Below are 25234 nucleotides of genomic sequence, written 5' to 3'. Positions count from 1 at the left end.
AATGAAAAAACAACTACTCTCACTATTGGTTTTATTAAGCGCACCCACATTTTCTGCGCAAACAGAAATTAACACTCAAGCATTACAAGCATGTAGCTTTATTGAAAACGACTTTAACCGTTTGCTATGTTACGACAATACTATTGCGGGTAAATCGCTAACCAAGCCATCAGTTTCAAAAGTTTTAGCACCACCAACAACAAATACTAACGTGCCAATACCTGCTCCAACACAGAAAGCGTCATCAGTTGCAAATGCCGATGATTTTGGTTTAGAGCATAAAGAGATATACAAAGAAAAAGATACTGAAATTAAAGCTACAATTACTTCAATAGAGAAAGCAGCTTATGGTGAGCTCATTATTAATTTAGATAATGATCAACAATGGCGTCAAATTGGCTCTGATAGTATGCGCTTAAAAGAAAGTGATACGGTTGTTATAACTCGTGGTGTTTTTAACTCATTTTTATTAAAAAAAGCGAATCAAAATCGCTCTATTCGCGTTAAGCGCACTAAGTAATGTCGTATACCTTAATTGATGCTGGTGTTAATTTAACTAACCATCAGTTTGATGAACAGCATCAAGAGATTATTAACCGCGCCAATAGTGCAGGCGTTAACAACATGCTTATTATTGGCTGTGACATAGCAGGGAGTGAACAATCTCTTGAGCTGGCTATAAAGTATCAGCAATACTCTACAGCCGGCATACACCCCCATGATGCAAAATCAGCCACCAGCGAATTAGAGACTCAATTAAAACACCTTGCAAAGCACGATGAGGTGGTTGCTATTGGCGAATGTGGGCTTGACTATAATCGCGATTTTTCACCTCGAGATATTCAGCGCAGCGTCTTCAGGCGCCAGCTTGCTGTAGCCGAAGATTTAAATTTACCTGTTTACCTACACGAACGTGATGCCAATGAAGATATGCTTAAAATACTTAATGAATTCAAAGTACGCGGTATACTTCACTGCTTTACCGGTAATGCTAGCTCGTTAAAAAGTTATCTAGATTTGGGGCTTTACATTGGTATTACTGGCTGGGTATGCGATGAAAGACGTGGGAAAGAGTTACAACAATTAGTCCCTCACATTCCTTTAGAACGCTTGCTACTCGAAACTGATTCACCTTTTTTAATTCCGCGCTCGATTAAGCCTAAACCCAAATCACGTAAAAATGAACCCGCATTACTTCCACATATTTGCCAAACTGTCGCTCAACTGTATAAAATTGAAGCTGAAACTGTAGCAACTCAAACTACAAAAAACTTTAATCACATTTTTGCTCTAGAGACACGTTAATGATAGTTGCAAAAGTTTTATTTAGCCTACTTACCCTAGTATGTGTATTTAACGCTTCTGCAAATCCCATTGTAATAAGCCAAAATTTTAAATCCCAAAATATCATAAATTTAAACTATTCTTTTGAACCAACTTCGCTTTTAGAAGCTCGAAATAGTAATTTGAAAAATTGGCATTCACTTAAAAATAGCTCATTAAACTTAGGGTTAGAACAACGACCAGTATGGCTTACATTTACAATAAAAAACACACTCAACAGTGAAGTTGAGCCACTACTTTCAATAGATAATCCTCTCTTAAATAAAGTTCAGGTTTTTCATTTACACAATTCTGAGCTGCTTTCACAAACACAAATAGGCGACGCCTTTGTGCTTTCTCAGCGCCTAATAAAAAGCGAATCTTTATTAGTTAAATTAACATTGCCTGCAAACACAACAACAACTGTGATCCTCAAAGTTACGGATAGTGCGGGGTTACGAGTACCTTTAACTTTGTGGCAGCAAGATAGTTATTTAGCTTACAAAGGTAAACTAAATTTAATATATGGTTTGCTCATTGGTTTTGTATTTTCGTTAGCCTTTAGCTGTCTTGTTTTATATGGGTTCTCACGCAAGCTCTATTTTGCTTGTGCTGGTATGATAACGTTGACGTTAGGTTTATTACTCTCCTATTTGTGTGGATTTGGCTTGCGTTTTTTTCATCCAAACCTAACGGGTATACAGCAACTAATGAGCTCTATGTTACTGATGCTTATTACCTTGTTGTTTTTACCTTTACAGCAACTCATTTGCCAACCTAAACGCTCTACGCTGTTAAAGGTACAAACGATAATAACCAGCCTATTTGCCATTTCATTACTATGTGTTTGGCTGCTACCTAACTTAATCGTTACTTTATTTAGCCTTGTAACTATTCCTATTATTTTGTGCTTTTATATTATCACTACACTTATATGTACTCGTAGTGACCCATCCAAACAAAATAAAGGCCTTTTACTGACTTTAATCTTCTTCCTTATAGTTATGGCCTACTTTATTGCTACAGCAATGGGCTGGTATTCACTTGGTCAGAATAGTTTAGTTATTGTCTTTATTTGCTTTTTTAGCTGTATTTTTTGTTTGTGCTATACCGTAATGGAAAAGTTTATTTTGCAACGCGACCAACAAATAGTTACGCAGCAAACCTTGATTGCTAAAAATACGGCGCAAGATACACTCTTAAACGAACGTCTAGCGTTACAAGAAAAAGCTCGCCGAGAGTTAGAAGCGCTTGTCGACGAACGAACCTTTGAACTACAAGTAACCTTAAGAGAGCTTGAAGAGAAAAATAGAGAGCTTGAGCAACTTAATACTGAAGATGCTTTAACCGGTATAAAAAACCGTCGCTTTTTTGATAAGAAATTAATAATGGAGCTTCGCCGTTCTCGCCGAGAGCAAACGCCATTAAGTATTATTATGCTTGATATAGACCGCTTCAAAACAATTAATGATACGTATGGTCATTTAACTGGCGATCAGGTTATTAGAGCGGTGTCAGATATTATAAAAAATAATCTAAAGCGTCCACTTGATGAAGTTGCACGCTACGGTGGCGAAGAATTTGTAGTGCTGCTTCCAAATACACCAAATGAAGGCGCGTTAGATATTGCAGAACAAATACGCGAAACAATTGCGCAAAGTACTGTAATTGTTGCTGGCACTGACATTAAATTTACAATTAGTGCTGGTGTTTACACTAGCGTCGCAGATGATCTTAACACCCCCGAAATATTTACCGAGCACGCTGATAAAGCCCTCTATTACGCTAAACAGCACGGTCGTAATCAAGTAATTAATTTTCCAATTCCACAGTAGGAGTATTCTAATATGGCCCAATCAGGACTAGACCTTTTTCCGTATACTCGTATGCGCAGAATGCGTAGAAGCGATTTTTCTCGTCGTCTAATGGCTGAAAACCAACTTAGCGTAAACGATTTAATCTACCCCGTTTTCGTACTTGAAGGTAAAAATCGTCGTGAAGCGATTGAATCAATGCCCGGCATTGAACGTTTATCAATAGATTTATTGCTTATTGAGGCAAAAGAGCTCGTTGAGCTCGGCGTGCCAGCCATTGCAATCTTTCCGGTAACGCCTACAGATAAAAAGTCATTATTCGCCGAAGAAGCTTACAATGAAGATGGTTTAGTGCAGCGAACTGTTCGCGCTTTAAAAGAAGCTTACCCTGAACTCGGTGTAATTACTGATGGTGCACTTGACCCATTCACTACACATGGGCAAGACGGCATCATTGATGACTCAGGTTACGTCATCAATGATGTAACAACTGAAATATTGGTTAAACAAGCACTTTCTCATGCACAAGCTGGAGCCGATGTTATCGCTCCTTCAGATATGATGGATGGCCGTATTGGCGCAATTCGTGAAGCACTTGAAGCGGATGGCTTTATCCATACTCGCATTATGGCTTATTCAGCTAAGTATGCCTCTAGCTATTATGGTCCTTTCAGAGATGCAATAGGTTCTGCAGGGAACTTAAAAGGTGCTGACAAAAAGACCTACCAGATGGATCCTGCAAACTCTGACGAAGCAATACGTGAAGTTGCATTAGACTTACAAGAAGGCGCTGATATGGTTATGGTTAAACCTGGCATGCCTTATTTAGATATTGTACGTCGCGTAAAAGATGAATTTGGCGTGCCAACTTTCGCCTATCAAGTTAGCGGCGAATACGCTATGCACAAAGCCGCAATCGATAATGGCTGGCTGAACGAGGAAGCAACAATAATGGAATCTCTCTTGGCATTTAAGCGAGCTGGTGCTGATGGTATTCTGACTTATTTCGCTAAACAAGCTGCACAATACTTAAAAAGTAAATAATGTAATACAATAGTCACAATTTCGCTATTTTTGCTTTCATTTTATTTACTTATTGTATTTTATTTGTAATAAATTTTCCTTAAACTAAGTGTCCCATTTGGGACACAATACACGGGAAAAAATAATAATGTTTAAAACAAAAATAACGCCACTAGCGCTTGTTATAGCAAGCCTTAGTGCACCAGCCTCCGCTAATCTTATCATTTCGGAATATGTAGAAGGAAGTAGCAACAATAAAGCAATTGAGCTTTATAATAACTCGACTGATTCGTTATCACTTGCTGGCTATAAATTAAATTTATATGTGAACGGTAAAACAACGATACAATCTACGCTCGACTTATCAGCTACTTTACCTGCCAACGGAACCTATGTAATCGTAAACCCAAGTTCAAATGATGAGCTAAAAGGTAAAGCTGATTTAGAGCATAGTGTTACAAGCTTTAACGGTGATGATGCATTAGTTCTAATTCAAGGCGACACTGTCATTGATAGTTTTGGTCAATTTGGTACGGATCCGGGCTCTTATTGGTCTGAAGGTGGCGTACAAACACAAAATAAAACACTTCGTCGCAACGATAGCGTCCTCGTTGGCCGTACCTCGCCAAGCGCTCCTTTTGACCCAAGCGAAGAATGGGTGCAATTTGACCAAGATGATTTTTCTGGTTTAGGCGTATTTGGTAGTGACTCAGCTCCAGTACCAGAACCTGAGCCACTAGATCCATTAGTATGTGGTGCAGATAAAACATTGATTAGCGCTATTCAAGGCGATGGTGCAGCAAGCCCTCTTGTGGGTAGTGTTGTTGAACTTGAAGGCGTTGTAACAGCAGACTTCCAAGGCGACGATGAGTTAAAAGGCTTTTTTATAAGCTCACTTGCTGCAGATATAGACGCTAACCCACTGACTTCTGAAGGCCTGTTTGTTTACTTTGCAGATACTGACGTAAGTGTAGGCGACCATGTACGTGTGCAAGGTACTGTTGAAGAATATTTTGATGCAACACAAATCGGCAGCGTAAGCCAAGTAGCTGTTTGTGATACTGGCTTAGCTTCAACCGCTACAAAAATAACTTTGCCTTTAGCTGATGCAACTTATTTAGAATCGTTTGAAGGTATGCTAGTAACGCTAGAACAGCCATTAGTTGTTACCAATAACTTTGGCCTTGGTCGATATGGTGAAGTTGAAGTCGCGACTGAGCGCTTGTATCAAGGTACGCAAGTTGCGTTACCTGGTGATACTGCTAACGCAGTTGAAGCCGAAAACTTAACTAAGAAAATATTAATCGATGATGGCTCAACTGTTCAAAATCTAGATCCTACAGCCTATCCAACTCCTGGTTTATCAGCAGAAAATACATTACGTACTGGTGATACAGTAAATACAGTGACTGGTGCACTTGCTTATAGCTTTAGCCTTTACCGAATTCACCCAACTGTAGCACCTCAATTTATTGCAACAAATGCACGTAAAGACGCACCTGAACTTAATGCTGAGGCAGATTTACGTGTAGCAAGCTTTAACGTACTTAATTACTTTAATGGTGATGGCCAAGGTGAAGGGTTCCCTACGAGTCGCGGTGCAGATTCTGAAGCTGAATTTATTCGTCAAGAAGCCAAAATTGTAAGTGCCATTAGCGCAATGCAAGCTGATGTTGTTGGTTTGATGGAAATCGAAAATGATGGTTTTGGTGAATTTAGCGCTATTGCTAGCTTAGTTAATGCATTAAACGAAGCTGATGCAGCTAACCAGTATGCATTTGTTGACTTTGGTCTTGATCAAATCGGTACAGATGCAATCACGACTGCGTTGATTTATCGTGCTAATAAGGTAGAAGAAGTCGGTACTGCCGCTATTACTACTGATGCACCATTTGATTTTAGTAATCGTACTCCTATCGCACAAAGCTTTAAATCTTTAGCAACTGATGAAGTATTTACTGTAGCCGTAGCGCACTTAAAGTCTAAAGGTGGTTGTGGTAGTGCAAGCGGTGCGAACGAAGATCAAAATGATGGCCAAGCTTGTTGGAATGAAATACGTACACAAGGTGCGAATGCATTCGCAGATTGGCTTGATAGCAAACCAACGGGTGTTGACGACGAAGATACTATTCTAGTTGGCGACATGAATGCTTACGCAATGGAAGATCCAATACGTGCGTTTGCTGATAAAGGATATAAAAATGTAGTCGCAGAGCTTGATGGCAATACTCTTGCTTACTCTTATAGCTTCTCTGGCCGTGCTGGTAGCCTTGACCATGCAGTAGCTAGTGCATCATTACTTAGCAAGGTAGTATCAGCTAAAGATTGGCATATTAATGCTGATGAACCAATTTCGCTTGATTACAATGTTGAATTTAAAAGTGATGCTCAACAATCAAGTTTATATTCTCAAAGCGCATACCGCGCCTCAGATCATGATCCTGTAATTGTTGATATAAAATCTGAAATTACGCTAACACCAGAAGAGCAAACACCCGTTATTACAGCGAATCAAACGTTTGCTATTGATGAAAATAGCGCGATTGGGACAGTAATTGGTACGCTTGATTTTAGTGACCCTAATGCAGATGAGTCACCAGTTGTTAAATTTATTGTATCAGGAAACAGCAGTGTTTCTATTAACAACCAGGGACAACTCATTGTAGCCGGTGAGTTAGATTACGAGTTTGAAAACCGCATTACCTTATCTGTTCAAGCACAAGATAGTGCAGGTAACGTATCTAAAGCTGAAAATGTAGCTATTAAAGTTAATAACCTACGTTCAGATGACGATAACGATGCAGGTTCATTATTTTGGTTAACACTTCTTTTAGCACCGCTATCAATCGTGCGTAGATTTAAAAAGAAATAACTAATTTAGATACCCTTAAAAAGCCGCAATCGCGGCTTTTTTTATTTTTATACAAATGTAATTCAGACAAGCTTCAGTAAACACCTCGTAATATCGCCTTATTATATAAATCATCGTCAACTAACTAACCAAGTAAGAAGCAACTACATAGCCGTGGGTGTTTTTTACACGAAGAGTGGTCGAGATCTTTTATGCCTCTTACTTAGCTTTTTGATTTTTAATGTATTTATTTAGGTTTAAAAATTGCTTAAGTAAATAACTTAGTCTCAACCCTAAAAATAAGTCGTGTTTTTATAAAGGAATGAAAATGAAACAATTTACCCATCGATTATCAACATGGCAAAAGAGCTCAAAGCCACTCTTGGGTCTACTTATTATATTTTCGGCTTGGGGTAACAGCAATCAAGCATTTGCAGCTACAACAGAAGCAGCCATTCCACAAAGTAGTTTATTTGACGTTATAAGCGCGCGTGCTAAAAAACTAGCAAGTGAAGAATATATAGCTCCAAAAAACATTGAACTTGATGCTCTCAATAATATTGATTATCAAGATTATCGCTCTATCCGCTTCAAACAAGACAAGTCAGTGTGGAAAGACGAAGGTCTTTACGAGCTACAGCTATTCCACCCCGGTTTTTTATATAAAACACCCGTTACAATTAATACTGTTAATAGTGACTCAAAACGCACCCGCCTCCCATTTAGTACTGACTTTTATCAGTACGATGGCACTGCTGCTCCTCTAAAAGAAGAAATTACTAAAAGCATTGCCAATACTCAGCTTGGTCACGCTGGCTTTCGATTACATTACCCACTAAATACCAATGAGTACAAAGATGAAGTAATGGTATTTCAAGGTGCATCTTATTTTCGTGTTGTTGGCCCAAAACAAGTTTACGGATTGTCTGCTCGCGGTTTAGCGATTGATACTGCAGAAGCTTCAGGCGAAGAATTCCCAATGTTTAAAGAGTTTTGGTTAGTTAAGCCAAAACTAGATCAAACTAATATTGTTATGTTTGCACTACTTGATAGCCCATCAGTGTCGGGGGCATATAGGTTCGATGTAGACCCAACCACAAATACGGCTGTAAAAGTAAATATGCAAATATTTGCACGTAAAGACGTTAAAAAACTAGGTATTGCCCCCTTAACGAGTATGTTTTATCACGGTGAAAACAGTACTAAATTTTTTGATGACTACCGCCCTGAAGTACACGATTCAGACGGTTTATTAACACAATCGCAAGATAATAAATGGGTGTGGCGCCCACTTAACAATCCCGCGCAACTAAGCGTCACTTCTTTTACATACGAGAACCCAAAAGGTTTTGGTTTAGCGCAACGCGATCGTGATTTTAATAACTACTTTGATACAGAAGCTCATTACCACGACCGCCCTAGCCTTTGGATTGAACCAGAAGGTGAATGGGGTAATGGTCGAGTTGAGCTAGTAGAGATACCAACTGACACAGAAACGAATGACAACATAGTAAGTTATTGGGTACCTGAAAAACCCTTCAAAGCGGGAGATTCATTAAAACTAAGCTATAAAATGACGACTTTTAATGCCCATTTAAACCAACATGAAAAAGCACGCGTGGTGCGTACTAGAATTGGCAGTGCAGCACTACCAGGTGAAGACAATCCTCCACCAAAAAGTCACCGTCAATTTACTGTTGACTTTTCAGGCCCAGAGCTTAACCAGCTCTCTAAAAAGCTAGATTTAAAGGCTGATATACAGCTAACAACAGGGGAAGCGAGTGATGTAACAATACAAAAGCTACCTGATACATATGGATGGCGTGTGGCCTTTAAAATCGCCCCACAAGACGGAAAACCAGTAGATATGCGTTTATCGCTAAAACTACGTGAAAAAGAAATTAGTGAGGTATGGAGCTATGTTTGGTATCCAAATGACATCAAGTAAGCAAAACAAGGGAACGTCAATGCCTTTCAAAACAGTTCGTGTATGGCTGTTTGCTATTGCAGCTCTTGGCATATCAGGTTACGGCATATCTATTATGTTTGAAATTTTAAATTCAAACGGTATGACCTTACTTGAATATGCATTACTCGCCCTATTTTCAATTACGTTTGCGTGGATTGTTACTGCATTTTGTAACGGTACAATTGGTTTCTTACTGCAACTACTGCGCATCGATCCACTAACTTTAAAGCGTATTAAGCCAATCTCTTTCGACAGCCAAGCACTTGCTAAGCAAAGAACAGCGGTTGTTATGCCAATCTATAACGAAGATACTCATCGTGTTATCGCAGGCTTTGAAGTAAGCCTAGAATCACTAAAAGAAACAGGGCAACTAGATCATTTTGACTTTTATTTACTTAGCGATACCCAAGACCCACAAATAGCCAAAAACGAGTTAAGTGCATGGCATGCATTGTGTGAGCGATTAGGCAGTACAGCTAAACACGTTTTTTACCGTCGTCGCGAAGATAATAAACACCGCAAAGTAGGCAACCTAACTGATTTTTGTGAACGTTGGGGCAGCCAGTACGACCATATGATTGTACTTGATGCTGATAGCGTAATGACCGGAAAGTGCATGCTAGAGCTTACTACAAGCATGCTAAACAACCCGCAAGCAGGCCTTATTCAAACAATTCCTATCCCCGTTCGTCAAGATACTTTTTTTGGCCGCTTTTTACAGTTTGCATCCGTACTTTACAGCCCAATGCTAGCGACTGGTTCTGCTTTTTGGCAAACCGATAAAGCAAACTATTGGGGCCACAACGCAATCATTAGAGTTGAGGCGTTTATTACCTGTTGTGGCTTACCAACGCTTAAAGGTAATGCCCCATTTGGTGGTGAAATACTAAGTCATGACTTTGTAGAAGCCTCTTTGTTACACAGTGCTAATTGGGACGTATTGCTACTATCAGACATTGAAGGGAGTTATGAAGAAGTTCCAAGTAACATTTTAGATTATGCTGTACGCGACAGACGTTGGGTACAAGGGAATATCCAACACCTTGGTTTACTGTCCTCATCAAAATTAAAGTTAATGAGTAAATTTCATTTTTTATTGGGAGCAACGGCCTATATTTCATCGCTAATTTGGCTATCAATGCTCGCACTAAGTACGATTGATGCCGTAACACGTGCGCTTAATAGCGATGTTTACTTTAATCGCGCTTACCAATTATTTCCGACGTGGCAAATTGCCAAAACCGAACTGATTGATTCACTACTTTACTTAACAATCATAATTTTACTACTACCTAAATTAATGGGTGTTATTGTTACATTAGTGCACAGAAACAAACGCTTTGGTGGTTCAATTAAGCTGATACTAGGCTCAATCATTGAAACCGTATTTGCTATTATTGTTGCACCATTAATGATGGTATTTCATGCTTACTTTGTTATATGCGTATTTTTAGGTAAAAAAGTAAAGTGGGATGCACAGCCTCGTGAAGGTCGAATGGTTCCTTGGAGGGAAGCGTTTGGTTATACGCTATTTTCAACTATCGTCGCTATTGCATGGGGCAGCACAGCGTATTACTTTACCCCTGTATTTTTTGGTGGTTGTCGCCAATACTATTAGGCTTAATACTCGCAGCACCTATAGTCCGTTACTCAAGTAGCATTAAGCTAGGCGTGTTCCTTAGAGATCTAGGTATATTTATTTGCCCTAGTGAAGTAGATAACGATGCTACTTTAGAAGCGCTTAAGGTTCATCTCAAAAAGATTTCTGTACCTCAAGAAGGTCAATATCCAACAACTATTCCAACACTGCCAAAAGAGCATGTGGTTACAATGCCCATTCAAAGCTTTAATAAGCCACACAAGCTAAAGATGAAAGCGCTAAAAGCTAAAGCGATAAAAAAGTTTAATTAGCGCTAAATAAAAGAGCCGTTAAAAACCAAAAAAGGAGCAATAAGTTGCTCCTTTTTTATTGTCTAATAAATATTTTTCCGCATTAAAATAGTTAACCTGAGCTCTGGTTAAGAGATTTACCAACGTCTTGAATTATAGTGATATTTAAATTTATTTTCTCTAGCCAGAGATTTTCAGTGAAAACAAGGCGAATTTACGCGTCAATCGCTGGCCTATTACAAGTAAATTCAACGCAGTGAGCGCTGAAAATAGCTGCTTGAGATAGATTTATTATCCAGAGTTCAGATTATACCAATCTGCTTATATATGGGGCCTATTTGACGTTAAGAAAATTACGCTAGAACTAGGCAAAATTTTTGTATCTAGTTGTTCTAAATAGAAAATTTTTAACGACGTTATAGTGCAATTTAATTCGTTAAATTGATCAAAGATTTATGCAGGTTGGTATTAGTTAAGATCTCCCATCAAAAATTAACCTAATAAAAAATAGCAGACCACATAAATGAACATGCTTTTATTAAAAATATAGAGCTACTCCTCCTTGGCATATTCTTATCCAAAAATTATAGGCAATAAAAAACCCGCAACATGTGCGGGTTTTTTTAAAGAGTTAAAGAGCTAATTACTTAGCTGCTTTTTTCTCTTTTTCTGCAGCGATTACAGTTTCAGCTACGTTAGCTGGACATGCAGCGTAGTGTGAGAACTCCATAGAGAACTGACCACGACCCGATGTCATTGTACGTAGTGTACCGATGTAACCGAACATTTCTGATAACGGTACATCTGCCTTAATACGGATGCCTGTTAAACCAGCTTCTTGGTCTTTCATCATGCCACGACGACGGTTAAGGTCACCGATAACATCACCAACGTGATCTTCTGGAGTGAACACGTCAACTTTCATGATTGGCTCAAGAAGTTGTGCGCCCGCTTTAGGGATCGATTGACGGAAAGCGCCTTTAGCAGCGATTTCGAACGCGATTGCAGATGAATCCACGGCATGGAAGCCACCGTCGAAAAGTTCAACTTCAACGTCAAGTACTGGGAAGCCAGCTAGAACACCTTCGCCCATCATTGACTTAAAGCCTTTCTCAACTGCAGGCCAGAATTCTTTAGGTACGTTACCACCAACAACTGATGATTTAAACGTGAAGCCTGAAGCAACTTCGCCTGGCTTGATACGGTAGTCGATTTTACCAAACTGACCAGAACCACCAGATTGTTTCTTATGCGTGTAGCTATCTTCGATTTCACGAGTGATAGTTTCACGGTAAGCAACTTGTGGTTGACCAACAATAAGGTCTACGCCGTAAGTACGCTTAAGGATATCTACTTTGATATCTAAGTGAAGCTCACCCATGCCTTTAAGAATAGTCTCGCCTGAATCTTCATCAGTCTCAACTTGGAAAGATGGATCTTCTGCAACCATTTTACCGATAGCAACACCCATCTTCTCATTACCGCCTTTATCTTTAGGCTGTACAGCAATCGAAATTACTGGAGTTGGGAATACCATTGGCTCAAGTGTTACTGGGTGCTTAGGATCACATAGAGTGTGACCAGTTTGCACGTTTTTCATGCCTACGATAGCAATGATGTCACCAGCTTGTGCGCTAGTTAATTCGTTACGGTCATCGGCTTGCATCTCAACCATACGGCCAACACGCTCAGTTTTACCAGTAAACGAGTTAAGGATAGTGTCACCCTTATTTAGTTTACCTGAGTAAATACGTACGAATGTTAATGCACCAAAACGGTCATCCATTATTTTGAATGCTAACGCTTTGAAAGGTTCATCTGCAGAAACGATTGCAAATTCGCCATTTTCGTTACCTTCTTCATCCATAAGAGGTTGAGGATCAACTTCTGTAGGAGATGGTAGGTAATCAACAACAGCATCAAGAATAAGCTGCATACCTTTGTTCTTAAACGCAGAACCACAGTATGTAGGGAAGAAAGCAAGCTCACGAGTACCTTTACGGATACAACGCTTGATGTCTTCTACAGAAGGTGCTTCACCTTCCATGTAAGCTTCAAGTAGTTCATCGTCTTGCTCAAGGGCAGTTTCAACAAGCATTTCATAATACTCGTCAGTTTTTTCTACCATGTCTGCAGGAACGTCTGTAATTTCGTAGTTTTCAGGAAGACCAGTGTCATCCCAAACGTATGCTTTTTTAGTTAAAACATCTACAACACCAACAAATTCATCTTCAATACCAATTGGTAAAGTCATGATTAGTGGTACAGCACCAAGTACTTTACGTACTTGCTCAGTTACACGGTAAAAATCAGCACCCATACGGTCTAATTTATTTACGAAGATAATACGTGCAACTTCTGAATCATTAGCATAACGCCAGTTAGTTTCTGATTGTGGTTCAACACCACCAGAACCACAGAACACACCAACACCGCCATCTAATACTTTAAGTGAACGGTAAACTTCTACTGTGAAGTCAACGTGCCCAGGAGTATCGATAACGTTAAAACGGTGATCTTTCCAGAAACAGCTTACAGCCGCAGACTGAATAGTAATACCGCGCTCAGCTTCTTGTTCCATGAAGTCAGTAGTAGATTCACCATCATGAACCTCACCTGTTTTATGGATTTGACCAGTAAGCTTTAGGATACGCTCAGTAGTCGTGGTTTTACCCGCATCAACGTGCGCGAAAATACCAATGTTTCTGTACTTCGATAAATCTGCCATTAATTTTACTCTTAATAAAGTCGATAAATTATTCGGCAGGAGTATAACATCACTTAAAGCGAACATCACCATGCAAGCCGCTTAAAATGCAATCAATTCAATATATTTTTTTATGCGCAAGGTCTATTTTGTATTTCAAGTTGAGAATCGCATGTAACATAATGAAAACACTATTTTTTTCTCGCCCTAACTTTAGGTACATAAAGTTATTTCGTTATTTTGGAACAACACACTACCATAGCTTAAACAGCTAAAACTTTAATATATACTCAGAAATTACTAATCTTTAAAAACTAATACTTGTTTAAACTAAGAGCGATTTAATCACCGCATATATCACCCAAGATGAAGAAAAATTAAATAGTCGCAATTTTTTCATGCTTTACATCAGCTTACAAGTTGCACAATAAGATAATAAGAATTATTTGCATTTGGGTGTTGACAGACACTTGAATCTAACTGATAATCAATATCAACAAGGCGGGAAATATACTGACTTGTAACGGAATGAATTGATTTGTTTCTCGACCCTGAAACAACGTGTGGCGCACGTTAACAGCTATGGTTACTTGTTATGAGCCGCAACGCCCCTTGATGTTTATGACGAGTAACCGCCCTACTATTTTACTTGCTACATTGCTCATATCGGTGACGGTAGATATGAAACTAAAAAAGCCCTTACGGGCTTTTTTTATGTCTGTAATTTAGTTGGTTAAATTAAACTAAATCAATTAACGACGGTTTTTACGTGCTCGCGCTCGACGCTGAAGCTTTTCTTCTTCTTTAGCTTGTTTTTTAGCTTCTGCAGCTGCGCGTAAACCAGCAACCATTACTTCTTCTTCCTCACGCATTTGCGGAGTTTCCATCGTAATACGGCCAATAATACCATCGCGCAATTCGTTGATTAGTATTTCAGACATTTTATACGTGTCTATTTGGTTACCACCACGAATACAACCACGCTTTTTGCCTGCCATTTCAACAAACTCCCAATCACTCTCAGGAAGTTCAGCGATTTTATAGCGCGCTTTTAAAAGCTCAGGATAAGCACGTAATAAATATTCAGCGGTATAACTTGCTACTTCTTCATACTCAAGTGCGGTATCACGAATGGCACCTGTAGCGCCTAAGCGATAACCTGAGTTTTCGTTTTCTACTTTTGGCCAAAGCATACCTGGCGTATCGTAAAGCATAATACCGTCTTCAAGCTTAATGCGTTGTTGTGCTTTCGTTACAGCAGGTTCATTACCTGTTTTTGCAACTATACGTCCAGCCAATACATTGATCAACGTAGATTTACCCACGTTAGGAATACCCATTATCATGGCTTTTATTTGCTTATCGGCGCCTAATTTATGCGGCACTAACTTTTTACACAGCTCATTGATACGATGTACTTCAGCTGCTTTATCGTGACCAAAAGAAATCGCTTTAACGCCATTTTCTTGTTCAAAATAATCCTTCCAAATTTGCGTCATTTTAGGATCAGCTAAATCAGCTTTGTTCAAAATTTTGATGACCGGCTTACCTTCACGCAAGGTTGCCACCATCGGGTTTTCGCTACTATAAGGAATGCGCGCATCAAGCACTTCAATGATCACATCCATTTGCGGCATTATTTCTTTAATTTCATTGCGGGCTTTATTCATATGCCCAGGGAACCACTGGATAGCCATTTTTAACTCCTAACGTATAATTAACCGTTATTTTAACTGGCAATTCATTTAATTGCGCTATACTGGCGCAAATTTTTTTAGATTAGTTGTTATGGCTCTTAAATCCACCATTATGAAGGTGCAATTATCGCTTAGCGATATGGACCGCCACGTTTACCAAGATTTTAGTTTAACCTTGGCACAACATCCGTCAGAAACCGACCAACGGTTAATGATTCGCTTACTCGCTTTTGCACTCAATAGCTGTGATGGTTTAGAATTTACTAAAGGATTAAGTGCTGATGATGAGCCTGAACTTTGGCATGTAAGCTATAGTGAAGAGATAGAGCTGTGGGTTGAGCTTGGCTTACCAGATGAAAAACGCCTTAAAAAAGCCTGTAATAAATCTAAAAAAGTGGTGCTATATACTTATGGCGAAAACAATCAAGCAATTTGGTGGCAAAAACATCAACCTAAATTGTATGAATTTAAAAACCTGAGTATTTTTAGCCTTGATTACGCAGCCACACAAGCACTTGCTGCTTTGGTTGATCGTGGCATTAAGCTCGCCATTACCATTCAAGATGGTGAAGCATGGGTAAATACCGATACAACTAATATTGAAATAAAACCACAGCAGTTAATGTAACTAATCACTTTTTTGAGGGCGTATGAAAGTTAAACACGTTATTGTTTTACATGGCTTGTATATGTCTGGCTTTGTTATGCGCCCACTGTGCTCTCGCTTGGAAGAATCTGGTGTTAAGGTATTAAACCTTACTTATAATACGCTTGATCCAAACCGCGATGCTATTTTTGCTCAAATTGATGAATTTATTGCAGGTGAACCTTCTGCACTCGTATGTCACTCAATGGGCGGATTAGTCGCTCGCGCATACCTAGAAGCTAATTCAGTTGCAAGCCAACACATTACAAAAGTAGTTACTTTAGGCACGCCTCATCAAGGTAGCCATATTGCACAAAAAATGAAGCAAAAAGGGTTTGAGTCTTTTTTAAAAAATAGCGTTGAATTTTTGCTTACACAAAATGGTAACTGGCCGTTTAAAGCGAAGCTTTTTAGTATTGCAGGTGACTTACCCATTGGTTTAATGCCCCTTATAGTTAAAGGCAGTAAATCAGATGGCACTGTATTACTTGATGAAACTAAGCTCAAAGGTATGGCTGAACATAAAGTGTTCCATTTAAGCCATACCAGTATGATTTACTCACGCGAAGTGGTCGACTACATTTTAAAATGCTTAAGCGAGAAAGATTAATCCTCAGCATTGGCTGCTATTTTATAACTAATTAAAAATACCACTGCCAGTATCAGCGGAATGGGCGCTGCTATGTAACCAAAAAAGTCTGAATTAGCAAAGCTTGCACCTGCTAAGTGCGCTACTAGCCCAAGCACAAATGCGATGACTGCAATTCCTACCACGATTAACTCTGCTTTATTTTGTTTCGCTGTTTTTGCATGCATGTTATCTCTCCTAATTATTTCGACAACATTATTATGCGCCGTTAGGATGGATGATTTTTGACCTACATCAATAAAAAAATAGCTAAGTTATTACCTTGAATAAAGTTTGTTTCAGATCATGATTTATATACTTTTAAGTTTTATTTATTTTTGAGGGGTAGTATTTTTATTAATCAGTCCCACTTCTATTAATAGTCTAAAGTGAATACAGATACCAAGAACAGTTGATAGGTTAAAGCGATTAACCAGATAAATTTAAACGATTTTACTAATTTATCGAAATTAGTAATACTTATCACAAGTTCACAAATCAACGGTTATTCAAGGAGCAAGTTATGTCACAGGTAAACGCAATAGGTCTAAACAGTGCAAAAAGTGATGACATCGTAAAATCACTCAATACGCTATTAAGCAGCTACCAAATTCAGTACATGAATGCGCGCGGTTTTCATTGGAATATTAAAGGCCGTAACTTTTTTGAACTGCACATTAAGTTTGAAGAAATTTATAACCTATTACTTTTAAAAGTAGACGAAGTGGCTGAACGCATATTAACGCTAGATGGCGAGCCTCTTCATGCATTTTCTGATTACTTAGAAGTAAGCAAAATTCAAGAAGCAAAAGGTATTAGCGATGGAGTTACTGCTGTAGAAAATTTACTAGCCGGTTACAGCACGCTAATTAAAATGCAGCGCGAAATATTGAACCAAGCAAGTGACGCTGAAGACGAAGGGACTGCTTCGTTAATGAGCGATTATATCTCAGAGCAAGAAAAACTCGTTTGGATGTTAAAAGCTTACTTAGATTAATTTTAATCTAAAAAAGATAAAAGCCCTCATAGAGGGCTTAATTAGGGATAAATCGTAAACGATTCGTCGACTATATTAGTCATCTCGTAATACTAAACAATACCCCAGTGATCAGTGGCGTTGTTTTTGGTTTAAATGGACAATAAAAGGCCTCAGTAACAACCGAGGCTTTTTATTGTGAATAACAATACTAGAAGCTAATACTGCTATTATTGATTAAAACTTACTTCTAAAACCAATGTATATAGTTTGACCGATTGGATCATACGTACCAGCTTCAGTTTCAGTACCCGTATCAGAACCACTCACTCCTGATATTATTCTCGGTGGCTCTTTATCAAATAAGTTATTAGCCCCGACATATAACTCCATTGAATCACTAATATGATAGCTTGCTTGTATATCATGGTATGTTACAGAGTCAACACCAACTGAGCCTGCTGGGATATTATCAAAGCCATATTTAAATTGACGACCACAAACTTAATCGTATTTTTAGGGTGATTGCTCAACTCCTGAATAACGCCATTAGTTAACCGAGTAATACCTTCATTGTTAAAGCTCCCTTTCAATTCTAATACATATGAGGGGCTGCGAGAAAATCTGGAATTCACCATGTGCTCCCAACATAAATTGCCTTACAGATATCAACTTATATAGAATAATACAATTTTCCGATTTTGCAGTTAATTTAACAGAGCAATAAAAAAGGCCATTTCGAGGGCTTTTTCTTCTAAGCTTTTAAAACGACCTGATGCACCACCGTGCCCTGCATCCATATCTGTTTTAAAGACTAAAATATTACTATCCGTTTTGAGCTCACGCATTTTTGCAACCCATTTCATAGGTTCCCAATATTGCACTTGTGAATCATGAAGACCCGTAGTAACAAGTATGTTCGGATAGTTTTGCGCACTAATATTGTCATAAGGTGAGTAAGCTTCGATCACATCATAAAACTGTTGATCGTTTGGATTACCCCATTCATCGTATTCATTTGTTGTGAGCGGAATACTCTCATCAAGCATCGTGGTTAATACGTCTAAAAATGGTACATGACAGCCAACACCACAATATAACTCTGGTGCTTGGTTTACAACCGCCCCCATTAATAAACCACCTGCACTGCCGCCTGAGGCAAACACCTTGCTGCTATCACAATAGCCTTGCGCAACAAGCGTTTTTGTCACATCAATAAAGTCACTAAAGCTATTTTGTTTATGCTCTTTTTTACCTTGCTCATACCATTCGCGGCCTAGCATTTCAGAGCCTCGAACATGCGCAATAACATAAACAAAGCCACGATCGAGCAAGCTCAGTGACGAACTAGAAAAACTTGGATCAATCGTATAACCATACGCACCATAGCCGTATTGAAATAACGGATTTGTGCCATCCTTTTTAAAGCTGTCTTTTCGATAAACAACAGATACAGGGACTTTGATGCCGTCGCGAGCAGTTACCATTAATCGCTCTGACTGATAGTCATCGGTATTAAAACTACCCAGTACTTTTTGTTGTTTAAGTAGTGTTTTTTCGCCTGTTGCTAAATCAACATCATATAAAGAACCCGGTGTTGTTAAGCTGGAGTAATAAATACGCGCAGTACGTGTGTCTGGCTCTGGGTTCATTGCTATAGCGGCATAGTAACAAGGATCGGCAAACTCAAGTGCCATACAATTTCCTTGCCTATTAACAACTACAAATCTAGCTTGCCCTTGCTCGCGTTCACTTAATACTAAAAAGTCATTAAATAACTCAACACCTTCAAGCAGGACATTTTCTCTGTGAGCTGTATGCTCAAACCATTGTGTTTTATCAGCAATCGTTTCGTTTGTTGCCGTCATTAATCTAAAGTTTTTAGCCTGCCAGTTAGTCACAATATAAAATGTGTTACCTAGCTTATCTACGTCAAACTCGTGGCCATCTTCACGCGGCATTAATGCTTTAAATTCGCCAGTGGGCTTATTAGCATCAAGCACCCATGTATCGTTGGTCTCTGTCGATGCTAAATCAATAATAATTAAGCTTTCGTCGCGGCTTTTACCAAGCCCCATAAAAAAGCTACTATCTTGCTCTTCGTAAACCATTACGTCTTGGCTTTGCTCGCTACCAAGCTCATGCCGAAACACTTGATAGCCTAATAATGTTTTTAAATCTTTTTTAACATAAAAAACGGTTTTATTGTCATTAGCCCAAACAACTTGCCCTTCTGTGTTTTCAAGTACATCAGGTAGCATCTCACCTGTTTCAAGGTTTTTAAAACGCACTAAATATATACGTCGGCCTTCAGTATCTTCAGAATAAGCCATAAGTTGTTCACACGGGCTAAGAGCGACTTCACCTAATTCAAAAAATTCGAACCCTGCCGCTAGCGCATTTATATCGAGTAAAAGCTCTTTATTATCAGCCTCTATGCTGGTACTGCGGTAATGGCGTGAATATTCATCATCGCCACGCACTTCTGAGTGATACCAATACTTTCCGTCTTTAACGGGTATCGAGTTATCGTCTTTTACAATACGCGCTTTAAGCTCTTCAAATAGTGTATTTTGTAATGGCTTTATAGGTGCTAACTGTTTATCACAATAGGTATTCTCAGCATGCAAATGCGCTAGTACGTGTTCATTTTGACGTTCATCATCACGCATCCAATAATAGTTATCGACACGTGTTTTATTATGCGCATTGAGTATATGAGCTTGCTTTTTAGCGATAGGGACGTTAGACAATAAATTTAGAGAGTGATCAGGATGAGGCACAGAAAAGACCAATTTGAAAAATAACAATAATTGCAGTTTACCATAAAAATAAAAAAGCCCACTCAATAGTTGAGAGGGCTTAGAAGCTAATACGTTTCATTACTAAAATCGTTCTACCTATGGGAAGAAGGTTATTTATATTTATTAATCTGATACTTGTATCCATGCCATAGCCCAGCTTTGTCCAATGCCGGGTTCAAACATAACTTTATTCTCATCATTAACACGGCAAAATTCATTGAATGGCCAAGGCCTACATTGATAAATTTTTCCCGTTTTAGGTTGTAGTACTTTTGTACCTGCATTGTAAGAATCGCTACTTTGTGGATAAATAAATTCATATGCGTCATATTCTTTAACTACATAATCATCACATTTCGCGATGCAATGAAAATCAACTTGGGCTTTACAAATACCACTACTTTGCAATGCAAAAATTTCGTTTTGTCGATAAGCAACAACGAGCCCTTGTTCAGTCATTCGCCCTGCGCTTATTAATGGTATATGCACATTAATGTGCTCGGCAACTAAACGCGGCCATGCATGGGATTCACCTTGCTCTAACGAGGTGATTTTATAATCAAACGATAAACTGACTAGCTCTCCTTGCAAGTCATAAAAGGTTACACTCACCACATCACCAATAAATAATTGGGTATGATGATTTAAACAACCTATAGTTGACCACTTTCCACAGGCCAACGACGTATGCATAAACACAGCAACACCTTAAGAGTCACAAACTATTACCCATACCTATATGGATACACAAAAAATACATCTAGGGCAAGTTATACGCACTAATAAATCGTGCAAAAAATTTATCCTCACCTTAATAAGCTAACAACTTGATGATTATAATTTGCAACCACACAACAATCAAAAAAAGAATGTAACCAAAATAAAAAACCAACCCTTTAAGGCTGGTTTAATGTGTTTTTAACTAAATAAATAAGTTAAAGGCTCTTTCGCCCACGTAAATATCAGCAACACCAATAAAGATATAAATATTAACCACGCAGGCCAAGACGCTTTTGTTACTTTAGCCTCAGAGTCATCCGCTTTTAACTCTTTTGAGCCTGTGATCATCGCCTTAACTAGCGGTTTTCCTTTTATTCTATAAACAATAATAGCTAATACATGCAAGCCAATAGCATAAAGTAAAATGTCAAAATTCAGCTCATGTAGCCAATTGGCAAAATCAATCGTATCGCTAGACACATATTGAGCAAGCGGCCCGTCAGTTAAAATACCATCACTGCTCATTAAGCCACTTACAAGTTGCGTTATGATTAATATAAAAAACACTATCACCATACAGCTACCGGGTGCTGAATGGCCTAACGATTCGCTTGGTGTTTTGAGTGCCTTTAAAATAGCACTAGGAGAGTGCAGTAACCCACTTAATCTCGCGGTTTTACTACCAATAACACCCCATATTAAACGTGTTACTATAAGTGCTAAAGTAAAAAAACCTGCAACAAAGTGAAGCTCAATCATGCCCTCTTCAATACTAAAATAAAGTACTGCAATACTTACAACCAAAAACCAATGAAAGCATCTAATAAACCCATCCCACACTTTTAACGTCGTCATTGTGCCTATCCTTAAAAAAACAGTATTATTTAATTTGTTAACTACTTTAACATCATAATATTAAGGTATCCTTATGAGCCATTCTACAAGCCGTGAGAGTAAATATCATGCAACCAGTTAAAAAAGCTATTTTAAAAGGCTTTTTAGATATGCTACCACTGTGTTTAGCCGTTGTTCCTTGGGGTATTTTATGCGGCTCTTTAGCGATTCAAAATGGTTTTAGCGCCTTTGAAACCCAAGCAATGTCGTTATTAGTATTTGCAGGCTCTGCACAGCTTGTTGCGATTGAACTTATGGCGGGCAACACACCATTGCTCACAATTTTATTCACAACATTTATTATTAGCTCTCGGCACTTTTTATACGGTTTAGCAGTGCGTCATAAGGTCATTGATCAACCTGTGCGTTGGCGCTTACCGGTGAGCTTTGTTTTAACCGACGAGCTGTTTGCGTTTTCTCATCATCGAAAAGCATATAGAACAAAAACACGCTTAATATACGCATTGAGTGCTGGTTTTAGCTTTTATATTGCATGGAATATTTGGACATTAATTGGCATTGTAGCGGGCACAATGCTGCCCGACTTAACTAATTTAGGGCTCGACTTTGCGATTGCTGCCACGTTTATCGCGTTGGTTATTCCGGGAATCAAAAATTTGGCCTCACTTGTTACGGTAATTGTAGCAGGCGTTAGCGCAACGCTTTTAAAAAGTACCGGATTTGAGTTATGGCTTGTTTGCTCAGCGCTGCTGGCAATGAGCGCAGGTTACGCTACAGCAAGACTAACCGCTAAAAAGGAAGCAACGCTATGATGACAACTATTTTACTCATGGCGTGCATTACATTTTTTACGCGTTATTTATTTTTACACCGCGCTTTACCGTTTAAAGTAGGTCCTAAAATGCAGCAATTTTTAAGCTTTAGCGCACCTGCGGTGCTTACAGCAATTTGGGTGCCTATCGTATTTTTAAATGAAGAGGGCATTAACTTAAACTGGCAAAACCCTTATTTAAGCGCAGCGATAGTCGCCATTATTGTTGCCTATAAAACACATAATATTTATTACACAACGCTTGCCGGTATGGGGCTATTTCTGATTTTAAATTAGAGCGCTCTTTATACTTTATGAAATACTGTACTCAGGTTAAAATACCGATAACAATAATAAAAAAGACGCCAATATGCACAAATTCCATCAATTAAGCGCAACAAGCTTGCAGGGTCAACCTATTAACTTTAGTGATTTTGAAGGTAAGGTTGTGCTTATTGTTAATACCGCAAGTAAATGTGGATTTACCTACCAATACGAGTCGCTGCAAGCTTTGCATAATAAATATGCCAGCCAAGGTTTAGTTATTTTAGGGTTTCCGTGTAATCAATTTGGTCAGCAAGAACCCGGCGACGCTACACAAATAGAGCAAGGATGTTTAATTAACTTTGGTGTGAGTTTTTTAATGGCGGCCAAAGTAGATGTAAACGGTAAGCATGCTCACCCAGTCTTTCGTTTTTTAAAATCGGCTTTACCTGGTTTTTTAACACGTAAAATAAAGTGGAATTTTACTAAATTTTTAATTGCCGCAGATGGCACGCCAATTAAACGTTATGCACCTTTTACTAAACCCGAAAAGCTAGAACTTACAATTCAAAAAGCTTTGGCACAGGCTAAAAGCACGCTTTAAAAAGTAATAAAGAGGCGCTAGGCCTCTTTATTGCCAATACTATTGAAACTTAAACATACGCATAACTGCACATTTAAACTCTCAATATTAATTGGTATTTTATTTATACTAGTGAAATTTAATCGGTGTAATCGCTTAAATCGTCTTCGCCTAGATTTTTACGCAAGCGTTTTTGCTCAAGGTAGTCTTCCAACTTCTTTTTAACCTTTTGCTTGTTCTTATCGTGTTGATTACGGCCGAGCATTTCGTACTCGTCTTCAACAAAATCGTCATCTAGCGCATCGTAACTAAATGTCTTACCCACAACCCACTCCATAAAGTGTTTGAGACCAACCAAGGATTTTATTATCGCAATAGCCGGTAAATTAAAAATGTTTAACACCAAAATGCGCTGCAAATTAGCATCAAAATAAAGCCACGTGACTACTGTAAATAGTCTTCATGTCAGTAATGTGAATAAATAGCGCTAAATTTGAATTGAGGAAAGTGAGAGTTTTTTATCGTATCGATAAATAAAATTTATTAATTTTTATTAGTTAGCCAATTTGACTAAAAAATAGTTATTTATTAATTAATTTCATTTACTAAAAAACAAACAAAAACAGTTAAGCATATGTTTTATATTAAAAAATAAAACTGGCATCAAACTTGTTATTAATTAATCGTCATCAACAAAAAGTAGAGAACAAACATGAAAAAATTACTATTAGTTAGCGCATTAATTTGTTCACCAGCCGCTATGGCTCATAACGATAACGATTCTGCAATTTCATTTAGCAGCGATGAATGTAACGTCGAATTTAAAAACGACGTACGTATTAAACCAAACGAATTAGAAATTTTTACTGCCAATAATAATAAAACCATGCTATTTAATACCCATGGTGACTTAACCGTAAATGGCGAATTTGTAGCACTTAATAACTCACAACGCGAAGCGCTAACCAGGTACTCTGATAGCTTACGCACTCAATTGCCTGAAGTAGCTAATATAGCGCTTGAGGGTGTTAAAATTGCCGGAGTAGCATTAGAAGAAGTAGGCAATGCATTTAATATTGACGGCCTTGATAATATGTCAGAGCTTATGGACGACATTAAAATCGAAGTAGAAAACACATTTTACCAGCAAGGTACATTTGTGATGGGCCAACAAAGTTTTAATCAATTTGGCTCAAACTTTGAACAACAATTTGAGCAGCAGATAGAAACAGCGGTTGAATCAGCTGTGATGCAATCAATGGGCAGTATTTTAGTTGCTTTAGGTTCTGAGTTACTTGGTTCAGGCGGTGATATGGATGCCTTTGAACAACGTATGGAAAATATGGGCGCACAAATAGAAGAAAAAGTAGAGCTACATGCAAGCGCACTAGAAGAACGTGCTAACTCTTTATGTGGAAACTTTGCTGATATTGCAAAACAAGAAGAGCAATTAGTAATGCAAGTGCCAGAGCTTGAAGGTTACCAGTTATTTAGCTTTAAACAAAATTAGTACAGCAAACGTTATTTAACATCCCTTTGGCAGCACTTAAGTTTACTTAAATGCTGCTTTTTTGTGTTTCGCAAACTTATACCAACCTGCATAAATCTTTGATCAATTTAACGAATTAAATTGCACTATAACTTCGTTAAAAATTTTTTATTTAGAACAACTA

21 protein-coding genes and 1 pseudogene are annotated in these 25234 nt (G+C 38.3%); 14 read left to right on the top strand and 8 right to left on the bottom strand.

The window, feature by feature from the left end:
• Position 1: 1 nt before the first annotated feature.
• From P4S65_RS04965 to mdoH, 7 genes and pseudogenes are all read left to right on the top strand, one after another.
• Positions 2 to 520, top strand: coding sequence for a hypothetical protein (locus P4S65_RS04965; protein ID WP_337119688.1), 519 nt, complete (start codon positions 2 to 4; stop codon positions 518 to 520).
• On the top strand, positions 520 to 1305 hold the full coding sequence (locus P4S65_RS04960; protein ID WP_007378019.1) for a TatD family hydrolase: 786 nt from the start codon (positions 520 to 522) through the stop codon (positions 1303 to 1305). The genes P4S65_RS04965 and P4S65_RS04960 overlap by 1 nt, the downstream gene beginning before the upstream one ends.
• A complete protein-coding gene (locus tag P4S65_RS04955) occupies positions 1305 to 3158 on the top strand; it encodes a diguanylate cyclase (protein WP_096792209.1) in 1854 nt (617 codons plus the stop codon). Before P4S65_RS04960 ends, P4S65_RS04955 begins: the two co-directional genes overlap by 1 nt.
• Before the next feature lie 12 nt (positions 3159 to 3170).
• A complete protein-coding gene (hemB, locus tag P4S65_RS04950) occupies positions 3171 to 4181 on the top strand; it encodes a porphobilinogen synthase (RefSeq protein WP_007378017.1) in 1011 nt (336 codons plus the stop codon).
• A gap of 127 nt (positions 4182 to 4308) precedes the next feature.
• The gene (locus P4S65_RS04945) at positions 4309 to 7032 is read left to right on the top strand and encodes an ExeM/NucH family extracellular endonuclease (RefSeq protein WP_096792208.1); all 2724 of its coding nucleotides are present in this window, start codon (positions 4309 to 4311) and stop codon (positions 7030 to 7032) included.
• Positions 7033 to 7339: 307 nt separating this feature from the next.
• The gene (locus P4S65_RS04940; protein WP_337119687.1) at positions 7340 to 8959 is read left to right on the top strand and encodes a glucan biosynthesis protein G; all 1620 of its coding nucleotides are present in this window, start codon (positions 7340 to 7342) and stop codon (positions 8957 to 8959) included.
• Positions 8931 to 10891 (top strand): annotated as a pseudogene (gene mdoH, locus P4S65_RS04935) (glucans biosynthesis glucosyltransferase MdoH). Before P4S65_RS04940 ends, mdoH begins: the two are co-directional and overlap by 29 nt.
• A 622-nt stretch (positions 10892 to 11513) precedes the next feature.
• Here mdoH and fusA read toward each other — a convergent pair.
• Complete coding sequence (fusA, locus tag P4S65_RS04930) at positions 11514 to 13598, bottom strand: elongation factor G (protein WP_007378013.1); 2085 nt, start codon at positions 13596 to 13598, stop codon at positions 11514 to 11516.
• A gap of 731 nt (positions 13599 to 14329) precedes the next feature.
• Positions 14330 to 15274, bottom strand: coding sequence for a ribosome biogenesis GTPase YlqF (gene ylqF, locus P4S65_RS04925; protein WP_337119686.1), 945 nt, complete (start codon positions 15272 to 15274; stop codon positions 14330 to 14332).
• A 91-nt stretch (positions 15275 to 15365) separates the two neighbouring features.
• Here ylqF and P4S65_RS04920 point away from each other — a divergent pair, with 91 nt between their 5' ends.
• Together P4S65_RS04920 and P4S65_RS04915 are read left to right on the top strand one after the other, a co-directional pair.
• Complete coding sequence (locus tag P4S65_RS04920) at positions 15366 to 15902, top strand: YaeQ family protein (protein ID WP_096794055.1); 537 nt, start codon at positions 15366 to 15368, stop codon at positions 15900 to 15902.
• 22 nt (positions 15903 to 15924) lie between these two features.
• Positions 15925 to 16530, top strand: coding sequence for a PGAP1-like alpha/beta domain-containing protein (locus P4S65_RS04915; protein ID WP_033030961.1), 606 nt, complete (start codon positions 15925 to 15927; stop codon positions 16528 to 16530).
• On the opposite strand, the gene P4S65_RS04910 is transcribed toward P4S65_RS04915, so the two are convergent.
• Positions 16527 to 16736 (bottom strand): hypothetical protein, encoded by a 210-nt coding sequence (locus P4S65_RS04910; RefSeq protein WP_007579816.1) that lies wholly within the window; start codon positions 16734 to 16736, stop codon positions 16527 to 16529. The genes P4S65_RS04915 and P4S65_RS04910 overlap by 4 nt on opposite strands.
• A gap of 335 nt (positions 16737 to 17071) precedes the next feature.
• Between P4S65_RS04910 and P4S65_RS04905 the strand changes: the two genes are divergently transcribed.
• On the top strand, positions 17072 to 17545 hold the full coding sequence (locus P4S65_RS04905; RefSeq protein ID WP_337119685.1) for a Dps family protein: 474 nt from the start codon (positions 17072 to 17074) through the stop codon (positions 17543 to 17545).
• A gap of 216 nt (positions 17546 to 17761) precedes the next feature.
• On the opposite strand, the gene P4S65_RS04900 is transcribed toward P4S65_RS04905, so the two are convergent.
• The 4 genes from P4S65_RS04900 to P4S65_RS04885 all read right to left on the bottom strand — a co-directional run bounded on the left by P4S65_RS04900 (position 17762) and on the right by P4S65_RS04885 (position 21903).
• Positions 17762 to 17917, bottom strand: coding sequence for a hypothetical protein (locus P4S65_RS04900; protein WP_337119684.1), 156 nt, complete (start codon positions 17915 to 17917; stop codon positions 17762 to 17764).
• Between the two features lie 314 nt (positions 17918 to 18231).
• Entirely contained in the window at positions 18232 to 20307 is a 2076-nt protein-coding gene (locus tag P4S65_RS04895) for a S9 family peptidase (RefSeq protein WP_337119683.1), read from the bottom strand.
• Positions 20308 to 20451: 144 nt separating this feature from the next.
• The gene (locus tag P4S65_RS04890; RefSeq protein WP_096794054.1) at positions 20452 to 21021 is read right to left on the bottom strand and encodes a chitin-binding protein; all 570 of its coding nucleotides are present in this window, start codon (positions 21019 to 21021) and stop codon (positions 20452 to 20454) included.
• Positions 21022 to 21246: 225 nt separating this feature from the next.
• A complete protein-coding gene (locus P4S65_RS04885) occupies positions 21247 to 21903 on the bottom strand; it encodes a cytochrome b/b6 domain-containing protein (protein ID WP_096792201.1) in 657 nt (218 codons plus the stop codon).
• 107 nt (positions 21904 to 22010) lie between these two features.
• Here P4S65_RS04885 and P4S65_RS04880 point away from each other — a divergent pair, with 107 nt between their 5' ends.
• The 3 genes from P4S65_RS04880 to P4S65_RS04870 all read left to right on the top strand — a co-directional run bounded on the left by P4S65_RS04880 (position 22011) and on the right by P4S65_RS04870 (position 23582).
• Complete coding sequence (locus tag P4S65_RS04880) at positions 22011 to 22715, top strand: AzlC family ABC transporter permease (protein ID WP_337119682.1); 705 nt, start codon at positions 22011 to 22013, stop codon at positions 22713 to 22715.
• Positions 22712 to 23011, top strand: coding sequence for an AzlD domain-containing protein (locus P4S65_RS04875; RefSeq protein ID WP_149613491.1), 300 nt, complete (start codon positions 22712 to 22714; stop codon positions 23009 to 23011). The genes P4S65_RS04880 and P4S65_RS04875 overlap by 4 nt, the downstream gene beginning before the upstream one ends.
• Before the next feature lie 73 nt (positions 23012 to 23084).
• Entirely contained in the window at positions 23085 to 23582 is a 498-nt protein-coding gene (locus tag P4S65_RS04870; protein ID WP_004335023.1) for a glutathione peroxidase, read from the top strand.
• Between the two features lie 118 nt (positions 23583 to 23700).
• On the opposite strand, the gene P4S65_RS04865 is transcribed toward P4S65_RS04870, so the two are convergent.
• On the bottom strand, positions 23701 to 23886 hold the full coding sequence (locus P4S65_RS04865; RefSeq protein ID WP_007579801.1) for a PA3496 family putative envelope integrity protein: 186 nt from the start codon (positions 23884 to 23886) through the stop codon (positions 23701 to 23703).
• A 387-nt stretch (positions 23887 to 24273) separates the two neighbouring features.
• On the opposite strand from P4S65_RS04865, the gene P4S65_RS04860 reads away from it, so the two are divergent.
• Entirely contained in the window at positions 24274 to 25071 is a 798-nt protein-coding gene (locus P4S65_RS04860) for a YggN family protein (protein WP_337119681.1), read from the top strand.
• Positions 25072 to 25234 lie beyond the last annotated feature (163 nt).

Source organism: Pseudoalteromonas sp. B131b, assembly GCF_037162545.1.
Lineage (GTDB): Bacteria > Pseudomonadota > Gammaproteobacteria > Enterobacterales > Alteromonadaceae > Pseudoalteromonas > Pseudoalteromonas fuliginea.
The sequence above is the reverse complement of the archived record's forward strand: the minus strand, read 5'-3'. Positions and strand labels throughout refer to the sequence as shown.